At 46.0% G+C, this 20,883-nt stretch carries 17 protein-coding genes; 15 read left to right on the top strand and 2 right to left on the bottom strand.

The features are described from left to right. The first annotated feature begins 120 nt into the window (after positions 1-120). From IUA53_RS18735 to IUA53_RS18715, 5 genes are all read left to right on the top strand, one after another. Complete coding sequence (locus tag IUA53_RS18735) at positions 121-1,701, top strand: cytochrome ubiquinol oxidase subunit I (protein WP_196897565.1); 1,581 nt, start codon at positions 121-123, stop codon at positions 1,699-1,701. Continuing rightward, on the top strand, positions 1,698-2,834 hold the full coding sequence (cydB, locus tag IUA53_RS18730) for a cytochrome d ubiquinol oxidase subunit II (RefSeq protein WP_044448948.1): 1,137 nt from the start codon (positions 1,698-1,700) through the stop codon (positions 2,832-2,834). Before IUA53_RS18735 ends, cydB begins: the two co-directional genes overlap by 4 nt. Before the next feature lie 10 nt (positions 2,835-2,844). Further along, complete coding sequence (gene cydX / locus IUA53_RS18725; RefSeq protein ID WP_044058379.1) at positions 2,845-2,958, top strand: cytochrome bd-I oxidase subunit CydX; 114 nt, start codon at positions 2,845-2,847, stop codon at positions 2,956-2,958. Positions 2,959-3,040: 82 nt separating this feature from the next. Next, complete coding sequence (locus IUA53_RS18720) at positions 3,041-4,663, top strand: ATP-binding cassette domain-containing protein (protein WP_231401195.1); 1,623 nt, start codon at positions 3,041-3,043, stop codon at positions 4,661-4,663. Then, the gene (locus IUA53_RS18715) at positions 4,660-6,273 is read left to right on the top strand and encodes an ATP-binding cassette domain-containing protein (protein ID WP_196897564.1); all 1,614 of its coding nucleotides are present in this window, start codon (positions 4,660-4,662) and stop codon (positions 6,271-6,273) included. The genes IUA53_RS18720 and IUA53_RS18715 overlap by 4 nt, the downstream gene beginning before the upstream one ends. On the opposite strand, the gene IUA53_RS18710 is transcribed toward IUA53_RS18715, so the two are convergent. After that, a complete protein-coding gene (locus IUA53_RS18710) occupies positions 6,270-7,181 on the bottom strand; it encodes a GGDEF domain-containing protein (RefSeq protein WP_196897563.1) in 912 nt (303 codons plus the stop codon). The two genes, IUA53_RS18715 and IUA53_RS18710, sit on opposite strands and share 4 nt — an antisense overlap. A 195-nt stretch (positions 7,182-7,376) precedes the next feature. On the opposite strand from IUA53_RS18710, the gene IUA53_RS18705 reads away from it, so the two are divergent. The 9 genes from IUA53_RS18705 to IUA53_RS18665 all read left to right on the top strand — a co-directional run bounded on the left by IUA53_RS18705 (position 7,377) and on the right by IUA53_RS18665 (position 19,602). Next, positions 7,377-8,315 carry a cation diffusion facilitator family transporter gene (locus tag IUA53_RS18705; protein WP_196897562.1) on the top strand — a complete coding sequence of 313 codons (939 nt, stop codon included), beginning with the start codon at positions 7,377-7,379 and terminating at the stop codon, positions 8,313-8,315. A gap of 390 nt (positions 8,316-8,705) precedes the next feature. Next, complete coding sequence (locus IUA53_RS18700; protein WP_231401194.1) at positions 8,706-9,971, top strand: sugar MFS transporter; 1,266 nt, start codon at positions 8,706-8,708, stop codon at positions 9,969-9,971. Beyond that, positions 9,971-12,514 carry a glycoside hydrolase family 3 protein gene (locus tag IUA53_RS18695; protein ID WP_196899601.1) on the top strand — a complete coding sequence of 848 codons (2,544 nt, stop codon included), beginning with the start codon at positions 9,971-9,973 and terminating at the stop codon, positions 12,512-12,514. The genes IUA53_RS18700 and IUA53_RS18695 overlap by 1 nt, the downstream gene beginning before the upstream one ends. Before the next feature lie 272 nt (positions 12,515-12,786). After that, complete coding sequence (locus IUA53_RS18690) at positions 12,787-14,772, top strand: TonB-dependent receptor plug domain-containing protein (RefSeq protein WP_231401193.1); 1,986 nt, start codon at positions 12,787-12,789, stop codon at positions 14,770-14,772. 56 nt (positions 14,773-14,828) lie between these two features. Further along, complete coding sequence (locus IUA53_RS18685) at positions 14,829-15,986, top strand: HmuY family protein (protein ID WP_196897561.1); 1,158 nt, start codon at positions 14,829-14,831, stop codon at positions 15,984-15,986. Positions 15,987-15,990: 4 nt separating this feature from the next. Continuing rightward, complete coding sequence (locus tag IUA53_RS18680) at positions 15,991-16,938, top strand: heme/hemin ABC transporter substrate-binding protein (RefSeq protein ID WP_196897560.1); 948 nt, start codon at positions 15,991-15,993, stop codon at positions 16,936-16,938. Continuing rightward, on the top strand, positions 16,939-18,036 hold the full coding sequence (locus tag IUA53_RS18675) for a FecCD family ABC transporter permease (protein ID WP_196897559.1): 1,098 nt from the start codon (positions 16,939-16,941) through the stop codon (positions 18,034-18,036). Next, entirely contained in the window at positions 18,026-18,850 is an 825-nt protein-coding gene (locus IUA53_RS18670) for an ATP-binding cassette domain-containing protein (protein WP_196897558.1), read from the top strand. Before IUA53_RS18675 ends, IUA53_RS18670 begins: the two co-directional genes overlap by 11 nt. A 23-nt stretch (positions 18,851-18,873) precedes the next feature. Then, entirely contained in the window at positions 18,874-19,602 is a 729-nt protein-coding gene (locus IUA53_RS18665) for a HugZ family pyridoxamine 5'-phosphate oxidase (protein ID WP_196897557.1), read from the top strand. Between the two features lie 88 nt (positions 19,603-19,690). On the opposite strand, the gene IUA53_RS18660 is transcribed toward IUA53_RS18665, so the two are convergent. Beyond that, a complete protein-coding gene (locus IUA53_RS18660; protein ID WP_196897556.1) occupies positions 19,691-20,266 on the bottom strand; it encodes a flavodoxin family protein in 576 nt (191 codons plus the stop codon). A gap of 138 nt (positions 20,267-20,404) precedes the next feature. Between IUA53_RS18660 and soxR the strand changes: the two genes are divergently transcribed. After that, a complete protein-coding gene (gene soxR, locus IUA53_RS18655) occupies positions 20,405-20,836 on the top strand; it encodes a redox-sensitive transcriptional activator SoxR (protein WP_196897555.1) in 432 nt (143 codons plus the stop codon). The last annotated feature ends 47 nt before the right edge of the window (positions 20,837-20,883 follow it).

Below are 20,883 nucleotides of genomic sequence, written 5' to 3'. Positions count from 1 at the left end.
TATTTTATGTACTTTTACTGCAAGACTGGAACAGAGAATGCTCTGCGCCCTTCTGTAGAGAAACTGCGCCCATCCACATTGGGCGCTTCCAGCACACTTAAAAGATGAGGGAGATCACCCATGAGCGATACGTTAGTAGAACTATCGCGGTGGCAGTTTGCGTTAACCGCAATGTTCCACTTTATATTCGTACCCCTAACCCTAGGACTAAGCTTTCTCCTTGCCATTATGGAGTCTGTCTATGTGATGACGGGCAAAGAGATTTACAAACAAATGACGCAGTTTTGGGGAAAGTTGTTTGGGATTAATTTCGCAATTGGTGTGGCAACAGGCTTAACCATGGAATTTCAGTTCGGTATGAACTGGTCGTATTACTCACACTATGTGGGGGATATCTTTGGTGCGCCGCTTGCCATTGAAGGGCTGATGGCCTTCTTCTTAGAGTCTACCTTTGTGGGGTTGTTTTTCTTCGGCTGGGACAAGATGTCGAAGGTAAAGCACCTTATGGCAACGTGGTTAGTTGCCATTGGTTCAAATTTCTCTGCCTTATGGATATTAATCGCTAACGGCTGGATGCAGTATCCCATTGGGGCGGAATTTAACTTCGAAGCAATGCGAATGGAAATGACAAGCTTTGCGGAAGTGGTATTTAACCCAGTAGCCCAAGTTAAGTTTGTTCATACGGTATCAGCAGGTTATGTCACCGGTGCTATGTTTGTGCTCGCCATCTCCAGTTACTACTTGCTCAATCATAAACATATCGCCTTCGCACGACGCTCATTTGCCATTGCGGCAAGTTTTGGCTTGGCCGCGACGCTTTCCGTCATTGTGTTAGGGGATGAAAGCGGATATGAACTCGGCCATGTCCAACAAGTGAAGTTGGCTGCTGTGGAAGCGGAATATGATACACATCCCGCGCCCGCGCCTTTTACACTCTTTGGTTTGCCTAATGATGAAACCCAGGAAACGGAATATGCCGTTCAAATTCCATGGGCGATGGGGATTATCGCCACCCGCTCGTTAACCGAAGAAGTGAAAGGAATAAAAGAAATAAAAGCAGAAAATAGAGCGCGAATTTTAGCGGGAATTAAAGCCTATGAATTGCTCGATAGTGTGCGCAGCGGAACCGCATCTGAGCAACAAGTCGCCACCTTCGAGGCGCATAAAGACAGCTTAGGGTATGCCATGCTGCTAGAGCCTTTTACCGATAATGTAGCTACCCCTTCTGAAGCGGCAATTCAGCAAGCTGTTGACTACAGCATTCCCCCTGTAGCGCCCCTCTTTTGGAGTTTTCGTATCATGGTTGCGGCTGGCTTTATCATGCTTGCTTTGTTTGTTTGCGCTTTCTATTTCAGCACTAAACATAAGATTACTCAGCCACGCTGGCTATTAAAGTCGGCGTTGTATGGCTTGCCGCTACCTTGGATAGCCTGTGAAGCAGGGTGGTTTGTGGCGGAATATGGTCGTCAGCCTTGGTCGATTGCCGAAGTACTGCCTGTTCATACCTCTGTTTCTAACCTAGCCATAAGCGATGTGGTGACCACCATAATTGCTTACACCCTTTTCTACACAATGATGTTCATTATTGGCTTCTATTTAATGAAAAAATTTGCCAAGAAAGGCCCAGTACCCCCTAGCAACAGCCAAACTGACTCAGATTTAGACTTTGTCGATATAGACAGCAAAGGAGCAAAAGCATGATTGATTATGAACTTCTTCGCATTATTTGGTGGTGCCTAATTGGCGTGCTACTTATTGGCTTTGCGGTGACAGATGGTTTTGACCTTGGCGTAGGTGCATTGCTAACACTCATCGGCAGGAACGACAAAGAACGCCGGGTCATGATCAATACTATTGGCCCCCACTGGGATGGCAACCAAGTATGGTTTATTACGGCGGGGGGCGCTATATTCGCCGCTTGGCCAATGATTTATGCCACGGCTTTTTCAGGCTTTTATCTTGCCCTTGCGCTCACTTTAATTGCGCTTTGGATGCGCCCAATCGGGTTTGATTATCGAAGTAAGTTGCCAAACCCACAATGGCGTAATGCTTGGGACTGGGCGCTATTTGCTGGCGGTATTATCCCTTCGTTGATTTTTGGTGTCGCTTTTGGAAACTTGCTACTCGGCGTTCCCTTCGAATTGGATAACACCCTTAAGTCTACCTATACCGGTTCGTTCTTCGGACTACTCACGCCGTTTGCGCTTTTATCTGGCGTATTGTCGGTTGCCATTTTGCTAAACCATGGTGCTACTTGGTTGCAAATGAAAACCGATGGGTTTATTCAATCCCGGGCTAGAAATGTATCTAAGGTATTAAGTTTAGTGGGTGTGGCATGCTTTGTCTTAGCCGGAGTATGGGTGGCCGTTGGTATCGATGGTTTCGTTATTACGTCTTCCCTTGATACGCTGGCTACGTCTAACCCCCTCAAAAAAGAGGTGGCTATTCAAAGCGGTGCCTGGATGAATAATTACCGAGACTACCCTCTGACCATGATAGCGCCAGTCTTGGGTATTGTTGCTGGATTGGCCTGTGCATTTTTCTCTAATAAGGGAAATGCCGGTATGGCATTTGTGAGCAGTGCATTATTTATTGCAGGTGTCATTTTAACCGCTGGGATTTCAATGTTCCCATTTTTAATGCCTAGCGCCACCATGCCAGAAGCAAGCTTAACGGTGTGGGATGCCACATCAAGCCATTTAACATTGAATGTCATGTTTTTCGTCGCCTGTCTCTTTGTTCCTATTGTACTTAGTTACACAGCGTACAGTTTTTACGTTATGCGTGGTCGCATTAAAAGTGCTGATCTCGACCAATCTCATACCATCTATTAAGGAGTCGAAAATGTGGTATTTCACATGGATTTTAGGCGTATTACTCGCGTGTTCTTTTGGCATTATCAACGCCATGTGGTTGGAATCGACTGAAAACCTAGATCGCCCCGAAGACGCTGAATAAAAAAGTATGCGGCATCATATTCGGTAAAACGTGCGCGGACGATATCACTGTCTGCGCACTTGATAACTAAGTAAGAGTACCTGTGAAAAAAGAAACCGTTTCTGACAGACAGACATTGTCATCTTGGTGTAAGAGGTTAGACGATGCTCATAGGCTTGGCATGGGTTCGTCGCTTATGACACTTGTGGTGATAAAGTGTCTGTCACTTTTTTCTCTGGTGTTCGCGTTTTACTTCTTCGCGCACATTGCTCAGTCATGGGTTGTGCTGAAGCAACCAGCAAGCCACGAACTTATCATTGGCATTATGGTGAGTTTATTGATTAATTGGGTATTAAATGGCGTTTATAACGTACAGTTAATGCGCAGTAAAATTAACACGCTTGAGCGCTTTGAAGGTCTACTTCATCACAGGTTTGCGACGCAGCAACACGCGTTGGCCCGCCAATATTCCAGTTTTTACTGGCAAGATGTCTGGCAAAATCAATTGGTCGATTTGGTCAATTGGGCATTTGAATATCGAACAGTACAAACGGTAGCGATTATCGCCCCGCTTTTAGCATTAGCAGTGATATTTTCTATCAACCCTGTGATTGGCACAGGGTTACTTATCACCTTACCTGTTGTGCCTTTGTTTATGGTGATTGTAGGCAAGGGCGCCGGTGCACTGCATCGGAAACACTTTTTGGCATTAGCACGATTAGGTGGCATGTTTACCGACCGGCTAAATGCGCTCCCTATGCTGGCGAACTACAACGCGAATAAAAAGCAAACTGATTTATTGGTGGCAGCCAGTGACGAGCTTAACAAGCGCACCATGAATGTGGTGGGGGTGGCGTTTTTGTCTAACAGCGTGTTAGATTTCTTTGCGACCTTATCCGTGGCCTTGGTGGCGGTATTTATTGGTTTTTCGCTTCTAGGGGAGCTTAATATTGGGCCTTCTATCGAATTGAAAGATGGCCTTTGGATATTGTTAACCGTCCCTTTGCTGCTGAGCGAAATGAAAAAGCTAGGGGCCATCTACCATCAAAAAGCAAAAGCTGAGGCAGCCCAGGATAATTTGGCGCCACTGCTTTCATCAACGGACATGCCATTTAACCCAGATAGCACTCAACCGTTTTCAGGCTTTGAGGCAAGTGCCTTTCGTGCGGGTGATGTATTGCATGCCGACAAACTCGTAATTTCTCCTCACGATCACATACTTATCAGCGGGGCTTCTGGAAGCGGTAAAACCTTGTTGCTTGAAGCGCTCTCAGCAAAAAGGGAAAGCTCCCATTGTTTAAAAGGCAAGGTGGTTTGGTTAACACAGCAACCGGTTGTTTTACCCTCAAGTGTGCGCCAAAACCTGTGTTTAGATGACGTATACGATGATGAAAAACTTTTGCAGGTGCTATTCCAAGTTGAGCTTACATCTTGGTTTGAAGCACTTCCTGACGGCTTAGATACGCAACTTTCTTATTGTCCAGAACTGTCGGGTGGCGAGGCACAACGTCTTTCATTAGCCCGAGCCCTGTTGCGAGAAGCCGACATCTGGTTGCTAGATGAACCCACTGCGCATTTATCTGATAGCCAACATCACAGACTGTCGCGGCTTATCCATTCGGTGACGCAAGATAAAACGGTACTGTGGGCATCTCACAAGGCATTACCAGCAAATTGGTTTACGCATTTTTGGAACGTTAAACATCAACAAGTGAATGTGCAATGACACACCGTAATCGTACTGAAAAGCCAGCTATATTAACCTTGCTTCTTGCTATTTTACATGGAGCTGCGGGGTTAAGTATTTTGGTTATTTCCTCGTGGTTTATTGCGATTAGCGCTATTGCACCTTTAGGATTTAACTATGTTATTCCTGCCGTGGTTATTCGCGCGCTAGCCTTACTTCGCATCGCATCAGGCTATGCCTCAATGTGGGTGGGTCACAACGACTTACTTTACCGGATAAGTGGTGTGCGCTTATTGGTGTTTTCTCAGTTAACGAATGCGCATAGTGGAAGCCATGCATACTCTACTGAAGCACTAGCGCATCATACTGAAGAGGTCGCATCTATGTGGATTGCGTGGATTGCACCACTTTCAAGTGTGCTTATTCTGTTTGTTAGTGTGTGTGTTGGGGCATCTACGTTCGGCTTACCCGGCGCGCCCATATTATGGGTTGGTTTTGTTGGTTGGCTATTCATCATGAGTTGGCAAGGGGTGAGAAGTTTGAAAGGTGCGGGCCATTATGCTGCGTCCACGACTCATTTTAGAGAGCAAACCACAGCGTTTTTTGATACCAGTGCTATTTGGCATCTTAAAAAAAACGATAGCATCACCTCAGGTCAGTCACCGCGATATCAGTTAAAAAATGTGCCTAGTGCTAAGCAGGTATGGCGAGATAACTTAACACAGCAAGCAAGCGCCCATAGCGCGGCATGGGTGTTTCAAGGCGTGGCCTACTGTTTACTTATAGGGGGGCTACTGGCAACGTCGAGTGTGTTTTATACGCCGCTGGCCATAGTGGTGCCCATGGTGTTGCTTGCATCACCAGATTGGGCGTCGAGCGCCTTTCACGCTGTCACGCGGGTTTCCCAATGGCAGCACAGTCGAAATGCCCTTAATGCCCTCTCTACAGTGCCTTATGATAATTTAAATAACGTCGGGTTTAATCAGCAACTGCAATGTGAACATTTAAAGCCCCTAGAGAGGCGCAGTGCAAGTGTTTCTGCTGTTGTTCAACGGCAAGGAATAACCTTATTGCAGGGCGCGTCTGGCAGCGGTAAATCAAGTTTGTTACAAGCCATAGTAGGTTTAATCCCAAGTACGGGAAGGCGTATTGTTGATGGTGTGCCCTTACCTCAAGGGTTAATAGAAGGCTGGCGGTATGTAGAGCAGTCTCCTACCGTTTTGTCGGCAACGATTAAGCAAAATCTAGACCCTGCGGGCTTGGGTGTTACAGAGCAAAAAATGGACGAATGCTTGCGTGCACTCGGACTGGACTCGCTGTTACCGCTGGAAACCTGGGTTGGCAAGGCAGGGCGGCACTTATCAGGTGGAGAAAGTAAGCGCTTGGTGTTGGCTCGCGCTATCTTGTCATCGCCCTCGCTACTGTGTGTAGATGAACCATTCGAAGGACTGGATGCTGAATCTCAACAACGGGTGTGTACGCTACTTAAACGGGTGTCTGCTACCACACCAATAGTGGTTGCGTCACATGTTGTGCCCGCTGCTTTGTGTCGTGTCGATTGTATCTCGCTTGACCCTGTTCCTCAGGCAGTTCGTCAACAATGCACGAAGGTACAAGCGTTATCGAGAGGGCAGGTCGAAAAGCGCTAACCTAGGCGAACCGCATCCTTGCCTGCATTTTTGGCTTGGTAAAGTAAGGTGTCGGCTCGCACAAGTGCGTCTGCCTCATTCGTGTCGCTTTTCTCGAAAGCGGACACGCCTATGCTGGCACTCACGCATTGTATCGTCGTGCTATCCGCCCCTTGGCATAGCTTCATTTGTGCTATGAAAGACGATTTGAGGCGGTTGGCAAATATCTCCGCCTGTTTCACATTGGTGTTGGGTAAGATAATAACAAACTCGTCTCCGCCATAGCGATACGCGGCGTCCATTTCTCTAAGCTCGTGATGCATGACGGCGCTTAACGTCTTAATCACCTCGTCACCTTGTGGATGACCGTGCAAATCATTCACCATTTTAAGATTATCAAGATCAAGCATTAGCACCGAGGTGGGGCTTTTATAGCGTTTAAAATTCGCAAAATGTACGGCAAGGTCTTTTTCTAAGCGCCGACGATTATACAAGCCAGTGAGTTCATCGGTAGTACTTAAAAAGCGCAGCTGAGTTTCTAATTGATAGCGCTTAGATATATTGGTGGCTACCCAAAGTACCACGGGTTCGCCTTCAACGAGAAAATCTAACGACTTCACACGCCCTTCATACCATATTGTCTCTTGCTCATTTTCGTAGGGCAGCGCAATAAAGTCTTCATCCTTTAGCGCATACTCTTCCACGATCATATCTTTTGAATGTAAGGCTTCTTCTATTTTACTAATGAAATATTGTGTTTTCGATGCATTGAGCACTTCTGAAAGTAGCCGGCCGACTAGGGCTGAGCCATCATGATAATAGCGACTATCTTTACCGCCAAAAAGGGCGACATATTTGCCACTTTTTGAAAGTATAAATGCCGGATCAGGTAACGCATCCAGCACAGCTTGCATATTTTTTAAATCCATAAGCTATTTCTTTTGTAAAGATGAACGCTGTCTTTAATCTACTGTTTTTAATATTCATTAGAAAGCGTTTAGTGTGATAAGACGCGCAAAGCGAATATTATCTGTTCTTAATCGCCTATCGTGAGTCACTAAGTCTAGGAAATAGCTGCTTTGACAGGGTATGCTACTTATCTAGTATAGATCCTGAGGTGTTTTATGCATCATCACCATGCCCATAGTCCCCCCCAGGCAGGGGCTGACAGTCAGCGTATTGCTTGGGCGTTCTGGTTAAATTTTGTGTTTACTATTATTGAGTTTATTGGTGGGTGGCTGACCAATAGCGTAGCTATTATGGCGGATGCGGTGCACGATTTAGGCGACTCTTTATCTATAGGCCTAGCGTGGTACCTAAGTAAACTGGGGCATAAATCCGCGACCGATAAGTATTCTTATGGTTTTAAGCGATTAAGCTTATTGGGAGCAATGATCAACGGACTCATTCTGGTAGTGGGCTCGGTTTGGATACTTTCAGAAGCGATTCCACGGTTGATGCAGCCTGAGATGCCAGTCACCGAAGGTATGATGGGCATGGCGGTGTTAGGTATTATTGTTAACGGCTTTGCCGCCTATAAGCTGCATGGGGGGCACTCCATGAATGAAAAAGTACTTAATTGGCATTTGCTTGAAGATGCGTTGGGGTGGGTAGCAGTGCTTGTTGTGGCTATCGTGCTCCATTTCGTCCATTGGCCCATACTTGACCCTATTTTATCTATTCTTTTTACCTTGTTTATTTTATCTAACGTACTGAGATATGTGATCCAAACAATGACGCTATTTTTACAGGGCGTCCCTGACGATGAGGAAAAACAGGCTATTTCGCAGGCGCTATTGGCGTTACCTCACGTGGAGGAGTTACACCATCTTCATTTTTGGTCGTTAGACGGTGAGCAACACGTTCTTACCGCCCATTTAGTGATTAACTGCAGCATTGATAATGAAAGATTACGAGGCCTAAAATCCGAGGTTGCCGCTGCCTTATCGCCTTATTCATTGGCGCATACCACCATTGAATTTGAATTGCCCGGCGAACCCTGCCGTGACGAAAGTGATAACTTGCACCTTCATCCTCACCATCATCCTCATGTTCATATGTAATTGGCGTACACCCAAAACCGTGGGTAAGTACAGCACATGCGCCGGGTTAAAAGGGCGTTAGCTGAGAGGCTTCTCCCTTAGGTGTTTTTACATTTGTTAACATGTTTGGTGGCGAAATTGTGAATAGAAAGTCACAACCTTAGCGAGAGTGTTAGCGGAGGTTGTATTGGTTTTCTACTTGAACTTACGTACTTTTCTTGTATTTAGCAGCATCTTCTTCCATTTAAAAATGCTTGCTTACGTCAAATAACATGTTTTTTACATTGAATTTGTTAATGCTTCGTGTAATTATTAATGAATCAATGTAAGCGCTTACAGAATGATAAATTTGTGAATGTAAGCGCTAACATCACAAACCCTTAGCATGAAATTATCATTAGAGGTGATAAAGTGGAGACAAGCATTCAACCCCACAAAATAGACGAGCACCCATCCTTACCTACAGGTGGTTATCGCTTCGCACTGATATCGTTAACGACATTATTTTTTATGTGGGGCTTCATTACATGCCTTAATGATATTCTTATACCCTATTTAAAAGGGGCATTTAGTCTAAATTATACTCAGGCAATGCTTATTCAGTTTTGCTTTTTTAGCGCTTATTTTATCGTGTCGTTACCGGCGGGAATGGTGGTGTCGCGTATAGGTTATCAAAAGGGCATTGTACTTGGTTTGGGCATTGCCTGCGCAGGGTGCCTGTTATTCTATCCTGCCGCCTCTATGGGGGTGTATGCCATTTTCCTCATCGCCTTATTTGTATTGGCGGCAGGGATTACCATATTACAGGTATCTGCAAACCCTTATGTTACCGCGCTTGGCGATCCTAAAACGGCCTCTTCAAGACTCACGATGACCCAAGCATTCAACTCGTTGGGAACCACTGTTGCGCCATTTTTTGGTTCTTACCTTATTTTTGGCGCCAGCGGAGAGCACAATAGCGCCACGGCGTCGGCGTCAGATGTACAAATTCCTTACCTGATACTCGCTACCGCTTTGTTATTGTTAGCGCTTATTTTCCTCTACTTAAAACTTCCAAAGCTTAATCATACCAATGCCAATACCAAAGTATTTTCTGGCGGAGCGTGGCAACATCGCCATCTGGTTCTGGGTGCTCTGGGTATCTTTATGTATGTGGGCGCTGAGGTATCCATAGGCAGTATGTTGGTGAACTATTTAGCCAACCCAGATGTGGCTGGCCTGTCAGAGGGCAAGGCATCTAAGCTACTGGCTTATTTTTGGGGGGGCGCTATGGTGGGCCGGTTCATTGGTGCCTTGGTTATGCAGAAAATATCTGGCGGAAAAGTATTGGCATTTAACGGAACCATGGCGATTGCCTTAATTTTCGTGTCTATTAGTAGCACAGGCAGTGTGGCGTTATGGGCCATGCTGGGTGTGGGTCTATTTAATTCCATTATGTTCCCCACCATTTTTAGTTTGGCACTACAAAAGCTAGGCAAGCATACACCTCAAGGTTCAGGCATTCTTTGCTTGGCCATTGTAGGGGGCGCCATTGTGCCCCTGCTGCAAGGTGTATTAGCAGACAGCGTAGGCGTAACCTTATCCTTTATATTGCCAGCCTTATGTTATGTATACATTGCCTATTATGGGCTAATTGGCTGTCGCGTTACTGAATTAAAAACAACTAAGGAAGTATGATGAGAACACAAATTCTTGCTTCAATCATATCAGTGGCGTTTTTAGGCGCTTGCACTCAGGCACCTCAAGACATCAATGAGCCGTCTTCAGAGGCAAAAATGCCAATAAGCAAGGCGGCGGATATTTGGCCTAAACTTGATATAGAAGTGAAAGCAGATCCAGCCGTAGAGCAAAAAGTGACTGACATCATGGCAGACATGACGTTAGAACAGAAAATTGCGCAGATGATTCAGCCTGAAATTAGGAATATCACCGAAGAAGATATGCGCAAATATGGGTTTGGCTCGTACCTCAATGGCGGTGGCGCATTCCCAAATAACGACAAGCATGCTACCCCAGATGACTGGGTAGCACTGGCTGAAAAACTCTATCAAGCGTCTATTGACGATAGCCTCGACGGTTCTACTATTCCTACCATGTGGGGCACAGACGCGGTACATGGCCATAACAATGTCATTGGTGCGACTTTGTTTCCTCACAATATTGGTTTAGGGGCGGCTAACAACCCTGAGTTACTGGAAAAAATAGCCCACATTACGGCGAAAGAAGTGATGGCTACTGGCATTGATTGGGTCTTTGCACCTACTGTCGCCGTGGTGAGAGATGATCGTTGGGGGCGTACTTACGAAAGTTACTCTGAAAATCCAGAGATAGTTCGTCAATATGCAGCCTCCATTGTCAAAGGCTTACAGGGCGCAGCAGATAAAGACTTTTTAAGTGACCAGCGGGTTATCAGTACTGTGAAACACTTTGTGGGCGACGGCGGTACTGTCGGTGGCGATGACCAAGGTAACAATGTGGCAAGTGAACAGGAATTGTTCGACATCCATGCCCAAGGTTATGTGGGTGGGTTAACCGCAGGTGCGCAATCGGTAATGGCGTCGTTTAATAGTTGGAACGGCGATAAGTTGCACGGGCACAAATATCTACTGACAGATGTGTTGAAAAAGCAAATGGGGTTTGACGGCTTTATTGTGGGTGACTGGAATGGTCACGGGCAAGTGAAAGGCTGTAACAACGAAGACTGCGCACAAGCGATTAATGCGGGCCTAGATATTTTCATGGTGCCCAATGATTGGAAAGCCTTATTTGATAATACGCTGGCGCAAGTTAAAGACGGTACCATTGCCATGTCGCGTATTGATGATGCTGTACGTCGTATTTTACGTGTAAAAGTTCGCGCAGGGTTGTTCGAAAAACCAAGCCCAGCGAACCGCCCATTGTCGGGAGACAAGTCACTCATTGGTGCTGAAGCACATCGTGAAGTGGCACGCCAAGCCGTACGCGAGTCTTTGGTATTGCTTAAAAACAATGACCAGGTTCTGCCTCTAAAAGGCACACAACGTATTTTAGTTGCTGGTGACGCTGCCGACAATATTGGCAAGCAATCTGGTGGCTGGAGTATCACTTGGCAGGGAACGAACAACACCAATGAAGATTTTCCTGGTGGCACCTCTATTTTTGATGGTATTCAAGCCCAAGTAGAAAAAGCCGGTGGCGAAGTGCAGCTGTCAGTAGACGGTACATTTGACACCAAACCTGACGTTGCTGTGGTGGTATTTGGTGAAGAACCTTACGCAGAAGGGCACGGCGACAGAGAAACGTTAATTTACCAAAACGGGAATAAACGTGATTTGGCCTTACTCACCAAGCTGAAAGCGCAAGGTATTCCGGTTGTCGCTGTATTTATTAGTGGTCGTCCAATGTGGGTGAATGCCGAATTAAATGCCTCTGACGCGTTTGTTGCTGCCTGGTTACCTGGGTCGGAAGGTATAGCGGTTGCCGATGTACTATTTGGTGAGCACGACTTTAAAGGGAAGTTGCCCTTCTCATGGCCGGCCACTCCCGATCAAATTGTCAATGTAGGCGATGAGGATTACGCGCCGCTACTTCCTTATGGCTATGGCTTAACGCTCAGTGATGAAAGCGAATTAGACAATAACCTAAATACTGAAGTCATAATCGATGCAAGTGCTAGTCAGCCAATGGAAATTCTTAATGGCGCAGTACAAGCACCCTGGGTATTATGGCTTTACTCTGGAGAGGAATCCTTGTCGGTAAATGCTAGCATCCATAACGTAGGCGCGCTCACTTACCGAACCATCGACAAAGTGGTTCAAGAAGACGCCCGTAAGCTCACGTTTGATGGCAGTCAGTATGCAGCGATGCGTTTTGCAAGCAAAAGCTTTTTTAGAGAAGACCTAAGTGCGCAATTGGTAATGAACTCAGCATTAACCTTAAATGTTAGCCGCCACACTGATATTTCAGAACCTCTCACTATCGGCATGAATTGTGAGGGCGAAGGTGACGCACCTGGTAGTTGCTCTACACAAATTGATATTAGTGAGCAACTTAATGCGCTACCGCAAGACACTTGGTCGTCGATGAGCATTGATCTACAGTGTTTTGTGAAAGAAGGTATCGACTTCACGGGCTTAGTCGTACCCTTTGAAATAGGGACTAAAGGCAAAGCGAGCGTGAGTGTTGCGGATATTCAGTTTACGCCGGACAGCGCAGAACAAGCTGTGATTTCATGTCAGTAATCTAAAGAAATCATCCATATTAATGTGTAAAGGCCGCTAAGCACCATTGTCGTGCTCAGCGGCCTTTTTTGTTAAACCCTCGTGATCATATACACAGGCATACCTATACAAACGCTGGCATAGGCGAGGGGAAGCAAAAAGCTACTAATATAACCCTTTGTATTTATTATAAAATTAATTATATCTTTCCCATCTCGAAATTCCTCCTTGCAATTTAACAGAAAATAAATAAGATCAAATGCAAATTATTATCATTTGTATTAGAGTTAATTATGCGCGCTTCTACCTTTCCTTTTCCCTTTGCTTGTACGCTAATGATGGGTATGGTTTCAACGGTGGTAGAAGGGGTGCCTACTGAGGAAGTGGTTGAGGCAATAGACGAAACTGAACACATGGTCGTCACAGGTACCCGTTTACCTACCCTGTTGTCTCATTCACCGGTTAAAGTAGATGTCATCGACGAAGAGGCCATTACACGCCTAAGCAAGGGGACGTTAAGACAAGTATTGGAAGTTATGCCTGGCGTAGTCGTTAGGCGAAGCCAGAAAGATGGCTACAATGTACAACTGCATGGCTTTAACGGTGACCACGTTTTAGTGTTAGTTAACGGCCAGCCAATTGTCTCTCCCACAGGCTCGTCGGTAGACCTAGACCAAATAAGCGTAGCGAATATCCGTCAAATAGAAATTGTTCGCGGCGCTGCATCGGTGTTGTATGGAAGCTCTGCCATGGGCGGCGTAATCAATATTATCACTGCGCAGCCACGAGGAAACCGTGCTTCGCTAGATTATGAGCTTGGGCATTATACCGATGATGCCATTGATGGAGACACCTTAACGCATACGGCTCGTTTATCGGCCACAAAGCAATTAAAGGGCTGGCAGGGGTCAATAAGCGCGCAGCATATTGCTAATCCTGGGTTTGACTATGATGCATCTAGCATTGCTCAAGACGGCGGCGCGGTAGATAAAAACTTTGTTAAATTGGCCCTTTCTAGCCAACTTGATAGGACTGACATCAGCTACGCTTTACAGTGGTTTGATGAATCAAAGCATAGACCTCAATCAGCCATACCCGGGCAAACCAGCATTATCAGTTATCAATCAGATGTTCAGCAGTGGCAGCACGATATAAGTATTAAACAACCCGGTGTATGGCAAGTGAATACGCGTTATTTAGCGCATGATGAAACCAGTGGTAATACTAATGGCCTGCGCAATACGGATATCGCATTAGGCGAAATAGACGCGCAGTACCCGTTCACTGCTCAACTTGGCGAAGCAAGAATAGACTGGGTAAGTGGTGTTGTTTTGCACGCGGATACCCTTGATCAACAGAACATAGACACCGGTGTGGTAGAGGTTGATGATGTAAACCGACAAAGCATTGAAACCTATCTTCAAGGGCAGTGGCAGCATAACAATACACAACTATTAGCGGGTGTACGTGTTCAAAACGACTCAGATTTTGATTGGCATACCGCCGCAAAACTGAGTGCGACGGGTTCTCTGAACTACAACGGGATATCTGTACATTTACGAGGGGGGGTAGGTAGCAGTTACCGTGTGCCTAATTTGAAGGAACGCTATTACGTTTTTGACCACAGCAACTTGGGTTACATGGTTCTTGGAAACCCTGATTTGCAACCCGAAACAGCACTCAGTAGTCACATAGGCGCTGCCTTTGAATGGCCAATTTCACACAGTGAATGGACGATTAAAACAGACGTAGAGCTTCACTATACGGAAGCCTCAGACTTTATTATTACCCTGAGAGACGATGAAGCGTCTACCGACGCCGGCCTAGACATTTCTGTATACAACAATCTGGATGAAGCACGTCTTTATGGCACCGATGTCAGTGTTGCACTGCAAAATGACAATTGGAAGTGGCAAACCAACTACAGTTATCTACACACAGAAGATCAAGATGGCGAACGTTTACCTGAACGGCCCACTCACCTTATTAAAACCGCTTTAACCTATCGATTTACGCATACTGATACCAGTATTCAACTTTACGCTGTTCATGAAAATGATGTGTCGCCCACTGCCGGCTACACACAAACTTCTCACGATGCATACACCACTATCAACACCGTACTGCAGCATGAACTTGATACTGATATCACCGTGCGAGCTGGGGTAGAAAACCTCACTAACGAACATCGCGCACCGGATGCTGTATCGGCGGGGGTCTTTGATGCAAGGCCAACTTCTTCGCGTCGAGTGTATCTCTCGGCGAGCTATACATTTTAACCATGAAACACCATGACTTTTGCCACAACACGTAAAATAGAAAAGAGGAAAAAAGAATGAAGCACACACAATTAGCGTGGCTTATTGCGCTTAGCTTAGGGTTGGCAGCATGCGGCGGTTCCAGCAGTGATTCATCCACAGATGTGGATACCGGTGTGGGAACCGACGATAGCACCGACAGCGGCACCGACGACACGGATTCCGGCACTGATGATACAAGTAATGAGGAAGGCTCGATTTATGGCCCATTTAGTACAGGAACGACGTCAGAGCCGGTAGCCGTGTATTTTGATTTAGATACCCAAAGCCAAGTGACGCTTACCGACGAAGAAGCTGCATCCGACACCCAGTGGGACATTGGCTTTAAACGTACCAGTGTATTTTTAAATACTCATCAAGAGACGCCTGTCAGTCTTTACTTTACGGGTAATAATGCAGACTTCTTTGATGACGAAGGCAATGCCATTGCCGATAGTTTCCTAAATGCCACCGTAGATAGCGAGCTAGATGATTACCTCGCGGTGTCAGCCAGTGATATTCCTGATGACACTGAGTTTTCGACTGACAGCGATAGCCAAGTGATTGGCACCACGTTTTACAATTATGATACGACCACGCACGTCGTGAGCGCGGCTGAGGATGTGTATTACATCGTTTCATCCGACGACAATTACACTAAATTTAATGTGACAGACATAGTGACTGAAGGCTATGGAATGGGAGAAATAAGCCTCACTGTTATGCATCAAAGTGTATTGGATGGGCAAACAGAATTTGCGGAAGCGGTAACCGTTACTGCCAATTTAGTCGGTTGTACCGAACCCGCTTATATTGACTTTGATCTTCAACAAGCCGTAACGGCCGACGATGCTTGGGATATTACCATTCCATGCAGCGATGGCGCAGGCGAGTTTGCTATAAACCTAGCCGATGATGCATTAGTGTTAAGAACCGATGCAGATACGTATTCGGGTGTGGATGAAGCAGCGGCCGCTTACTATGGCTTCAGTAGTGAAACAGTGAGTGAATATGCAATAACTGAAAACAACTGGTATTACTACGACAGTACGACACATTTACTTTATTCCCAGTTTGGCGTGTATTTAATTAAGGCGGGTGACACTGTGTTTAAAATGCAAATTACAAGCTACTACGATGAAGAAGGCACGTCAGGAAGTTACAGTTTCCGCAGCGATGCGCTAAGCGCGGAGTAGAAGAATGGTAAATGCAAAATGGGTTGCCCAGATAGGTCTGTCTATTTTGCTTGTGAGCGTAGGGTGTCTTTCAGACGCCCATGCTCATGAACAGCAAAATGCGCAGCGAATTATTACCGCAGGGGGAAGCCTAACTGAAATCGTTTTTGCTCTTGAATTGGGCGACCAAGTGGTGGCTACAGACAGTACCAGCATGTACCCAGAAAAAGCCCGACACATAACCAAACTTGGTTACTTTCGCCAGTTAAGCACCGAAGGCGTGCTAGCCCAACAACCCACTTTGTTGCTCGGTGCCAGTGCCACGGGCCCCAGTGACATGATTGAGCAGGTCTCGGGGGCGGGTGTTGATGTGGTTATTTACGATATGCCTAAAAACCTCCAAGGCTTAAGGCAACTCATCGAACACGTTGGCGAGAAGTTACAGGTATCAGATAAAGCGCAACACCTAGCGACAACCATAAGTGCGCGAGTGAGCCATGAAGTAGAGGCATTCAAAAAGCAAAAAGCCGCCTATTCCCCTGTCGATAATAGGCCGATGAAAGCGTTGTTTGTCGTTTCAAATAACGACAGAGGGCTTACCGTGGCCGGACATAATACCGTCCCTCAGGCAATGTTCGATCTGTTGGGAATTCAAAACGGTGCCGAGTCCTTAGAAGGGTACAAGCTGATTAATAACGAAGCCGTTTTACAACATAACCCAGACGTCATTTTTGTGGCAGGCCACATGCTGCATGGCAAAGAAGCGCTGAGTCACTTATGTAGCCACCCTGCTATCGCTGCTACCTTTGCGGGTAAGCATTGTCTGGTAAAAGCCTTGGACAGTAACGTGGCATTAGGTTTATCGCCCCGTTTTGCACAAGGCATGTCTGCCATTTCTGAACATGCTTTACAGGCACTGGCATTAAAGGCTGTCAATGAAACTGCCACGCCTGCGCGTGATAAGGCAGAGTAAATGGCTGAAGTGTGCACGTCACTGCCTAGCTTCATGAGATCAAGGCAACAAAAACACAAGCGTGGTCTATGGGTGTTCTCTTTTGCGCTCCTAGTCAGTATGTATCTGTCGTTGACCCGTGGAAGTTTAGATATTCATACGGGGCGTTTGCTTGTGGACTATATGCAAGGGCTTTTTGGCGACGCCTCTGGCATAAGTAACACCACTCACTGGTATGTATTTACCCAGCTGAGACTGCCTCGGGTCATTATGACGTCATTAATTGGTGCGTTGCTCGCAACGGCAGGTTGTACCATGCAGGGCTTAGTGCGAAATCCATTAGCCGACCCCGGCTTAATTGGTATTTCAGGGGGAGCGGCAGCGGCAGCTGCGGTAAGCATGGCTGTGATGCCGGCCAGTGCCTTTTCTTTTATCCCCCCTGCTATGGCATCTCTCTGGGTAGGCGTTTGGGCGTTTTTTGGTGCCTTAGCTGCAGTGTTATTGGTTCTGAAATTTTCAAAAAGCCCGCAAGGCGTATCTGTGGCCGCGTTAATCTTAGCCGGCGTAGCGATTAATGCGTTTACCGGCACGATTATAGGAGCCGTCAGCTACGTCGCCAGTGATGACGCCTTACGTCAGATTTCGTATTGGACAATGGGGAGCTTGGCAGGTGCCAATTGGAACAAAGCCATCATCGTCAGTATTACCTGTGTGGCCGCCTTTATTGGGCTATTCAGAATGCAAAATGCACTTAATTTATTGGCCCTAGGTGAGGGCGAGGCTGCCTACATGGGATTAGATGTGAAACGGTATAAAAAGCGCATGTTATGGTTGGTGACATTTTGTGTGGCGCTGGCCACAGCGCTTTGCGGAATAATTGGTTTCGTCGGTTTAGTGGTTCCCCATATTTGTCGAACGCTATTTGGGGTAAACCATCGCATATTGCTTCCAGCGTCTGCGCTTGTTGGCGCACTCTTATTAAGTGCGGCTGATACATTGTCACGCAGCGTGTTTTCACCAATGGAAATACCGATTGGCATTGTGACTTCTGCCATTGGCGCCCCGTTCTTTTTGTATCTTTTGTGGCAGCAAAAAGGAGTGTTCAGCGGTGGACAATAGCATTACTCAAACACCAGAAAATACGGTGTTACAGGTTATAGCGGTGCAGGTGAAACGGGGTGAACGTTCACTGCTCAACAAGGTTAATTTCACCGTAAAGGCCGGAGAATTTATTGCTATAGCCGGAGAAAATGGGTGTGGTAAATCCACACTGCTTAACATTATATGCGGTGGAGAGGGGGCATTTCGCGCACTGGTGAGCGGAAAGATATATGTGCATGACACGCCACTAGAGCACTACAGCGCTCAACAGTTAGCAACAATGAGAGCGGTGATGTGTCAGCATCAAACCTCGCCTTTTGGTTTTTTAGTGGATGAAGTTTTAACCTTGGCGCGACACGCAATGATAGAACCAAGCCACATTCGTCGTGGGTGTATTGCGACTGTGTCTGATGCACTTGATTTAAGCCACCTGTTGCACCGGAACATTCAAACGCTCTCAGGAGGAGAGCAACAACGGGTGTATTTGGCCAAAGCCTTGCTACAACTTGTCCCCTCGTCACTAGAGGACGATTTAACTGGCAAGTTGCTTTTACTGGACGAACCCACATCGGCGCTAGACTTACGCCACCAGAAACTGGTGATGGGGCTATTGGCAAAATTAAGCCAACACGGCCTTAGCATCATATGTATTAGCCATGATATTAATCTTGTGACGCCCTATTGTACAAGAATGCTGGTGCTAGCTAATCAAGGTGTCATTGCTGATGGACCGCCCGCGGATGTGCTTGATCAGCGGATTTTAAAGCAATGTTACCAAACTGATTTACACCTTATAAAACATCCTGAACATGGTGTTTTTGTTACTCATTAAGCGAAATAGAAGAGGAAGAAACCATGGGCATGCCCGAAATTGCACTTGCTGCAAAACAATTAGCCAGAGCACAACACAGTGGCGTACTTGGCACGCACTCTACGTCGATGCCTGGTTATCCTTTTGGTTCTGTGGTGCCATACTACCTGACACCTGAAGGTGATGCGGTTATTTATATCAGTGACATTGCGCTGCATACGCGCAATATTAAAGCCAACGACAAAGTGAGCTTAACGATTTTCGACAACGAAGAAGACGACTCCCAAGCGAATGGGCGAGTCACAATTATGGGGAATGCAATGTGTGTCAATGAGTCACACATTGAAGCCCAGTACATTCGTCTTTTTCCGCAAGCCAAAGGGTATAGGCAAACCCATGACTTTAACTTTTATGTGATTAAAACAGAACGGGTACGTTACATAGGCGGGTTTGGTAAAATTCATTGGGTAGATAAAGCCTACTGGCACCAAGAAAAACAGGAATGGCACAGTAATGTCGACGGCATGATCACCCATATGAACGAAGATCATGTGGATGCAATGTCACTCATATTAAAGCATACACTGAATGTTAGCGTTCTTGCCCCTAAAATGTGTGGTGTGTTTCCTGAAGGCGCTCATTATACCGATGGCGACAACGTGTGGTTTGTGCCTTTCGAAGACGTGTGCTTGTCGGCCAAACACGTTCGCGAACAGCTAGTGATTCAAACTAAACAGGCACGTGAAGCTTTAAGCCCAGCGATAGAAAATTAAAAACGATTAATCCGGTGAAGGAAGGAGATTCCTCAGTGGTTCAATATCTGCCACTGCTCTCCAGTCCTTCGTCCGTATGCGTTTATCATCATTTATAGTAAGACATATATTGTGCGAAACGACCTACCTGACTTAACAAGGATGGCTTAGGTTTGCTAACCATACTTTTCGCCATTCTTTCGCACAGTGACTGTGCAACTATCGGGTCAAAGCCCGTTTTGCAATTTATGTGCAGCAGCCCTCGGTACTGCCAACCTAAATAGCTTAGTGTTTGCTGAAGTGGAGTGATAAAGCTGTCGGGAAGTGTGGTGTGTGCTGAGGTAGCAAATACGTAAAAGGCTTTTTCGCGTAATTTTTTTCCCTTGTGTTTTTGTTGCGCCAAAGTGATGAGATCGGTAAAGCGGTCAAAGAAACATTTAAACGCAGGGGTAAAGGCATACCAATACACAGGGGAAGCAAAAATAATGATGTCTGCCTCTAGCATTTTTTCAATAAGCCCATTGAAATCATCGTTTTGGTTTCGGTATTGATAGTCAAAACCCTCTACATGCATTTTATCTAAATAACATATCTCTGTTGGCATAACTTGATGAAAGGTATTAACCAGTTGAAAAGTGTTGCCTGTGGCGCGTGCGCTCGAATATAGGGTAAGTAGTTTTTTCATTGGGATTTCCTATTGTGTTGGCCGTTACATTGTGATTTATACTTAGCCTAAAACCTCAACTTAAGTTGAGGTCAATAACTTTTTTCCTTAAATGAGTGAATTAGGAAACGGCCCAGCACTGAACGGCGATAGAAAGGTATGGAACAGGTATTAAAAGTAGGTGAACTAGCAAAGCGCAGTGGTGTGAGTATTTCAGCGCTTCATTTTTATGAGAATAAAGGCTTGATTAAAAGCACGCGCAACAATGGAAATCAACGAATATACCCTAGGGCGGTGTTACGCCGTGTGGCCATCATAAAAGTGGCGCAACAATTGGGTATGTCACTGAATGAGATAAGAGAAGCCATCGCGGTACTGCCTATGAACAAAACGGCCAGCAAATCAGATTGGCAACAATTGTCTCAGTTTTGGCACAGGCAACTTGAGGCACGTATTGAGAAGCTCACTAAACTTCGAGATGATCTTTCAAGTTGTATAGGGTGTGGCTGCTTATCAATGGAAGCTTGTGCGTTAAGGAACCCTGAGGACGAGCTCGCGTCAAGTGGCTCTGGAGCTCTATTGCTAGAATAGTGTAGCTTGCGGTAAATAGAAGCCTATTGGGCAAAACGAAAAAAACC

It is taken from the genome of Alteromonas sp. B31-7 (genome assembly GCF_015767655.1).
Taxonomy (GTDB): Bacteria; Pseudomonadota; Gammaproteobacteria; order Enterobacterales; family Alteromonadaceae; genus Alteromonas; species Alteromonas australica.
The sequence above is the reverse complement of the archived record's forward strand: the minus strand, read 5'-3'. Positions and strand labels throughout refer to the sequence as shown.

Bases quoted from the DNA above. Each gene is read 5' to 3' on its own strand.
- IUA53_RS18735 (WP_196897565.1), top strand. From the start codon at position 121: ATGAGCGATACGTTAGTAGAACTATCGCGGTGGCAGTTTGCGTTAACC.
- cydB (WP_044448948.1), top strand. From the start codon at position 1,698: ATGATTGATTATGAACTTCTTCGCATTATTTGGTGGTGCCTAATTGGC.
- cydX (WP_044058379.1), top strand. From the start codon at position 2,845: ATGTGGTATTTCACATGGATTTTAGGCGTATTACTCGCGTGTTCTTTT.
- IUA53_RS18715 (WP_196897564.1), top strand. From the start codon at position 4,660: ATGACACACCGTAATCGTACTGAAAAGCCAGCTATATTAACCTTGCTT.
- IUA53_RS18710 (WP_196897563.1), bottom strand. From the start codon at position 7,181: ATGGATTTAAAAAATATGCAAGCTGTGCTGGATGCGTTACCTGATCCG.
- IUA53_RS18705 (WP_196897562.1), top strand. From the start codon at position 7,377: ATGCATCATCACCATGCCCATAGTCCCCCCCAGGCAGGGGCTGACAGT.
- IUA53_RS18695 (WP_196899601.1), top strand. From the start codon at position 9,971: ATGAGAACACAAATTCTTGCTTCAATCATATCAGTGGCGTTTTTAGGC.
- IUA53_RS18690 (WP_231401193.1), top strand. From the start codon at position 12,787: ATGCGCGCTTCTACCTTTCCTTTTCCCTTTGCTTGTACGCTAATGATG.
- IUA53_RS18685 (WP_196897561.1), top strand. From the start codon at position 14,829: ATGAAGCACACACAATTAGCGTGGCTTATTGCGCTTAGCTTAGGGTTG.
- IUA53_RS18680 (WP_196897560.1), top strand. From the start codon at position 15,991: ATGGTAAATGCAAAATGGGTTGCCCAGATAGGTCTGTCTATTTTGCTT.
- IUA53_RS18675 (WP_196897559.1), top strand. From the start codon at position 16,939: ATGGCTGAAGTGTGCACGTCACTGCCTAGCTTCATGAGATCAAGGCAA.
- IUA53_RS18665 (WP_196897557.1), top strand. From the start codon at position 18,874: ATGGGCATGCCCGAAATTGCACTTGCTGCAAAACAATTAGCCAGAGCA.
- IUA53_RS18660 (WP_196897556.1), bottom strand. From the start codon at position 20,266: ATGAAAAAACTACTTACCCTATATTCGAGCGCACGCGCCACAGGCAAC.
- soxR (WP_196897555.1), top strand. From the start codon at position 20,405: ATGGAACAGGTATTAAAAGTAGGTGAACTAGCAAAGCGCAGTGGTGTG.